This is a genomic window from Craterilacuibacter sp. (genome assembly GCF_051659485.1).
In the GTDB taxonomy this organism is placed as follows: domain Bacteria; phylum Pseudomonadota; class Gammaproteobacteria; order Burkholderiales; family Chromobacteriaceae; genus Craterilacuibacter.
The window spans coordinates 1-2,298 of sequence record NZ_JBOFOO010000022.1 but is presented as its reverse complement, the minus strand read 5'-3'; the positions used below and the strand labels follow the sequence as shown (position 1 = coordinate 2,298).

The window sequence follows — 2,298 nt, the reverse complement described above, 5'->3', positions numbered from 1 at the left end:
TGAATCTGGCGCTGGTTTTGTTGCTCCACAACTGGCAACTGCTGATTTACGATGCCGACACGGGGGTGGCGGCCTATGCGGTGGCCGGTTACACCGAAACGGTATTCACCCTGCTCGCCCATGGACTGGCCGTCGGCATCCAGCCCTTACTGGGGCAAGCCATAGGCGCGGCACAGCCGCGTCAGGCATACGCCATTCTCCGCTATGCACTCGCCGTCGTGATGGGCGGCGGCATCGCCGTCTGGCTGATCATCCAGCTATGGGCCGCTGCCATCGCCGGCTTGTTTGCCGCGAGCGACCCCGTTTTGCTGGCTGCCGGCAGCCATGCCCTGCGCCTGCATCTTTTGGCACTGCCTTTTGACGGGCTGGTGATCATGGGCATCATCGCCTTGCAAGCCATGGCACTGACGCGGCCGGCACTACTGGCCACGCTGGCAAAAACCGTTCTCTTGCTGCCGGCACTATATAGCCTGCCCTTATGGTGGGGACTTGACGGAGTCTGGCTGGCCATGCCTGTTGTCAACCTGCTCGTGGGTTGCTGGGTCGGCATATTGCTATGCCGCCAGATACAAATACTGGCAGGCACAGAGCGGGCCCTGCAAACCGCCTGAAATGCAAAAAAGGGAAGGCGCCAGGCACCTTCCCTTATCACAGACCCCATGGCTATTGCGGCTTAAATCAGGCGCGCCTTGAGGTTGCGGCCCTTGACGCGGCCGCCATCCAGATGCGCCAGTGCTTCCTTGGCGCGCGAGCGTTCGATCGCGACATAGCTGATATTGTCGCTGACGCTGATCTTGCCGATGGCCGTACCCGGCAAACCGGCGTCACCTGTCAGTGCCCCCAGAATATCGCCCGGACGGATCTTGTCTTTCTTGCCGCCGGTCATGCAGATCAAGACCATGGCAGGCGCTGCGGCCGGTGCAGCTTGCGCTACCAGCTCTTTGACGTCGCGCCAGTTGGCAGGGCCCTGCTGCTGCACTTCGATTTGTGCCAGACGCTTGACGTCGCTAGGCACGACCAGACTCAGCGCCAGACCCTTGTCGTTGCCGCGGCCGGTGCGGCCGATGCGGTGGATATGGATTTCCGGATCATGCGCCAGATCGGAGTTGACCACGCAAGCCAAGGTGGTGATATCCAGGCCGCGCGCAGCCACATCGGTGGCCACCAGTACGCTGGCACAACCGGCAGCAAACTGCAGCAGGATCTCATCACGGTCACGCTGTTCCAGATCGCCATACAGTGCGAGCGAAGAAAAGCCTTGGGCGGTCAGGTCACGCGCCATATTCTTGACCTGTTCCTTGGTGTTGCAGAACACCAGGGTCGAGGCCGGACGGAAGTGTGCCAGTGCCGCAGCAACCGTGGAGATACGTGCGTCAGGCGAGACTTTGTAAAAGCGCTGTTCGATACGCGAGGTGTCGTTCAGCGATTCCAGACGGATCTGTTCCGGATCTTTCAGGAAACGGGCGGCCAGCTTCCTGATATTGTCAGGATAAGTGGCCGAGAACAGCAGGGTCTGGCGCTTCTTGGCACAAGCGTCGACGATGCCGGTGATTTCTTCATAGAAACCCATGTCGACCATGCGGTCGGCTTCGTCCAGCACCAGCGTCTCGACCTTGGACAGATCCAGTGTTTCGCGGTACAGATGGTCGTGCAGACGGCCCGGGGTGCCGACCACGATATGCGCACCGTGGGACAGCGAGCCGATTTGCGGGCCCATAGGGGTGCCGCCGGTCAGCGTCACCACCTTGATATTATCGATGGCGCGCGCCAGACGGCGAATCTCGCGCGCGACCTGATCGGCCAGCTCGCGGGTCGGGCACAATACCAGTGCCTGTACGGCAAACCAGCGCGGGTTGATACGCGACAACAGCCCAAGGCCAAAGGCCGCGGTCTTGCCGCTACCGGTCTTGGCCTGAGCAATCAGGTCGCGGCCAGCCAGCATCACCGGCAAGGCACGGGCCTGAATCGGCGTCATCTGGTGGTAACCCAGACCTTCGAGATTGGAGAGCAAGGGGGCGGATAGCCCCAGCGATGAAAATTCCGTTTTGTTCACAATGACTTGGCGCGCTTCATAGAAAGGTCGCAGAGTGTAGCAGGAAGGCGCCCTCCTGACCAATTGCATACCTATTTACAAGCAAGTATTCGCTTATCTTCATAATGCGATGGTGTTCAACTAGGCATCTGCTAGGCACTGAAAACCCGCAAATTGATAGGAGTACAACCTCAACCTTGCGGGTCTGCTACGTACCGGCCAACGTGTCAAATTCAACACATCAGCGGTACCGGGGGAAACTTAAA

Annotated in this window: 2 protein-coding genes; one reads left to right on the top strand and one right to left on the bottom strand. The window is 59.8% G+C overall.

Annotation, left to right across the window (positions count from 1 at the left end; all coding sequences use genetic code 11):
• On the top strand, positions 1 to 611 hold a 611-nt coding region (locus ACRC1E_RS00705), incomplete at its 5' end, for an MATE family efflux transporter (protein ID WP_438513190.1).
• A gap of 62 nt (positions 612 to 673) precedes the next feature.
• On the opposite strand, the gene dbpA is transcribed toward ACRC1E_RS00705, so the two are convergent.
• Positions 674 to 2,053, bottom strand: coding sequence for an ATP-dependent RNA helicase DbpA (gene dbpA / locus ACRC1E_RS00700; protein ID WP_438513189.1), 1,380 nt, complete (start codon positions 2,051 to 2,053; stop codon positions 674 to 676).
• Positions 2,054 to 2,298: the final 245 nt, after the last annotated feature.